This is a genomic window from Mucilaginibacter sp., assembly GCF_039921305.1.
GTDB lineage: Bacteria > Bacteroidota > Bacteroidia > Sphingobacteriales > Sphingobacteriaceae > Mucilaginibacter.
Genome location: NZ_JBDSCA010000050.1, coordinates 1 through 2,581, shown reverse-complemented (window position 1 = coordinate 2,581; position 2,581 = coordinate 1). Strand labels below are relative to the sequence as shown.

General features: G+C 42.1%; 2 protein-coding genes and 1 pseudogene. All 3 read left to right on the top strand.

What is annotated here, in order from left to right; genetic code table 11:
* A pseudogene (locus ABIN91_RS15105) lies at positions 1 to 285 on the top strand (2-isopropylmalate synthase); the annotation flags it as partial.
* A 34-nt stretch (positions 286 to 319) separates the two neighbouring features.
* On the top strand, positions 320 to 1,726 hold the full coding sequence (gene leuC, locus ABIN91_RS15100; RefSeq protein ID WP_348052057.1) for a 3-isopropylmalate dehydratase large subunit: 1,407 nt from the start codon (positions 320 to 322) through the stop codon (positions 1,724 to 1,726).
* Positions 1,727 to 1,777: 51 nt separating this feature from the next.
* Positions 1,778 to 2,374 (top strand): 3-isopropylmalate dehydratase small subunit, encoded by a 597-nt coding sequence (gene leuD, locus ABIN91_RS15095; protein ID WP_348052056.1) that lies wholly within the window; start codon positions 1,778 to 1,780, stop codon positions 2,372 to 2,374.
* Positions 2,375 to 2,581 lie beyond the last annotated feature (207 nt).

Below are 2,581 nucleotides of genomic sequence, written 5' to 3'. Positions count from 1 at the left end.
CACAGCTCGGGCATACACCAGGATGGGTTTTTGAAGATGCGTGAAAATTACGAGATCATTCGTCCGGAAGATGTAGGTTTCCCAAGCGCGACTATTGTACTTACCGCACGTAGCGGCAGGCACGCGTTGAAGTTCCATTTAGAAAGATTGGGCTTTAACCTAAGTAAAGAAGAATTGGCCAGCGCATACCATAGTTTCCTGGTATTGGCCGATAGTAAATTGGATATTCAAGATGAGGACCTGGTAACATTAATGAGCGGCGAAAAAGTTTTGAGCCAATCATAACGCAGGTTGATATAAATATTTAGAATTTAAAAAAATGAGCACAACATTATTTGATAAGGTGTGGGACAAACACGTTGTTCGCCATATAGAAGGCGGCCCTGATGTGGTTTTTATAGATCGTCACCTTATACACGAAGTAACCAGCCCGGTAGCCTTTTTGGGCCTTAAAAGCCGCGGAACAAAAGTATTATATCCTAATCGTACGTTTGCTACGGCAGATCATAACACGCCTACTATTAACCAGGACAAACCGGTTGCCGATCCGCTTTCGGCCAACCAGTTAAAGATGCTGGAGTCAAACTCTGCCGAGTATGGTATCAGCCACTGGGGTTTAGGTCACCAAAAAAATGGCATCGTTCACGTGGTAGGTCCTGAGTATGGTATCACCCAACCGGGTGCTACTATTGTTTGTGGTGATTCGCACACATCAACGCACGGTGCTTTTGGGGCTATCGCGTTTGGTATAGGTACATCGGAAGTTGAGATGGTACTTTCTACACAGTGTATCATGCAGCCAAAACCTAAAAAAATGCGTATTAATGTTAATGGCAAATTAGGTTTGGGTGTTACTCCAAAAGACGTTGCTTTGTTCATCATATCGCAATTAACTACATCAGGTGCTACAGGTTATTTTGTAGAATATGCCGGAGATGTTTTTGAGAACATGACCATGGAAGGCCGTATGACCGTTTGTAACCTGAGTATTGAAATGGGTGCACGTGGTGGTATGATAGCTCCTGATGAAACTACTATCAACTATGTAAAAGGCCGTGAGTTTACGCCTAAAGGCGAGGCTTGGGATAAGGCATTAGCTTATTACAAAACTTTAAAAACCGATGCTGATGCGGTATTTGATAAAGAATTAACGTTTGATGGTACAACCATCGAACCGATGATTACCTACGGTACCAACCCGGGTATGGGTATGGGTATATCGCATGATATACCTGATGCTGCACATGCTGAAGGCGGTGCTGCTACCTATGCAAAATCATTAAACTACATGGGTTTCCATGAAGGTGATTCAATGATAGGCAAACCGGTTGATTTTGTATTTGTAGGTAGCTGTACTAACGGCCGTATAGAAGATTTCAGAGCATTTACATCTCTGGTAAAAGGAAAACATAAGGCACCTAATGTTACCGCATGGCTGGTACCGGGATCGCATATTGTGGAAGCACAGATAAAAGAAGAAGGCTTGTTGGATATTTTAAACGAGGCCGGATTTGAATTGCGCCAACCGGGTTGTTCGGCCTGTTTAGCTATGAATGATGATAAAGTACCTGCCGGTAAATACGCGGTGAGCACCTCAAACAGAAACTTTGAAGGAAGACAAGGACCAGGCAGCCGTACTATGCTGGCTAGCCCATTAGTGGCAGCAGCCGCAGCAATAACTGGGGTAGTAACCGACCCAAGAACATTAATAGAAGAATTAGTTTAACATTTAAAGCATCTGCACATTTGCATATCTGCACATTTGCACATTAATATTATGGCTTACGATAAATTTAACATACTAACAAGCACCGCGGTACCACTACCTATTGAGAATGTGGATACCGACCAAATAATACCTGCCCGCTTTTTAAAAGCTACTGAGCGTGTTGGTTTTGGTGATAACCTTTTCCGCGATTGGAGATACAATCCGGACAATACGCCTAAACAGGATTTTGTATTGAACAACCCTATTTACAGTGGTAAAATACTGGTAGGCGGTAAAAACTTTGGTTCGGGTTCATCACGCGAGCACGCTGCCTGGGCAGTTTCTGATTACGGATTCCGTTGTGTGGTATCTAGCTTCTTCGCGGATATATTTAAAGGTAACTGCTTAAATATCGGTGTATTACCCGTACAGGTGAGCCCGGAATTTGCTGATAAAATATTTTCGGCTATCCATGCTGATCCTACTACTCAACTTGAAGTAAATTTGCCTGCGCAAACTATTACTTTATTGGCAACAGGCGAGAAAGAAACATTTGATATTAACTCCTACAAAAAGAATAATATGCTTAACGGCTTTGACGATATTGACTATTTGCAAAGCATTAAAGGCGAAATTGAGGAATTTGCTGAGCAACTTCCGTTTTAAAAATATAGTTAAGAGGTTAATTAGGTTGATTGAGTGAATAGTTGGGATGACCCAATTAATTGCTTGGCCAACCTAATCACTTAATCAACCACTCTCTTATCAACCAAAACAAATGGAAAGAAGGAAAATAGAAATAATGGATACCACGTTGCGCGATGGCGAGCAAACATCGGGTGTATCGTTTTCTACTTCAGAAAAGCTTACCAT

What these genes read in the sequence shown, in the direction of transcription:
- leuC (WP_348052057.1), top strand. Translation starts at nt 320, where the DNA reads ATGAGCACAACATTATTTGATAAGGTGTGGGACAAACACGTTGTTCGC.
- leuD (WP_348052056.1), top strand. Translation starts at nt 1,778, where the DNA reads ATGGCTTACGATAAATTTAACATACTAACAAGCACCGCGGTACCACTA.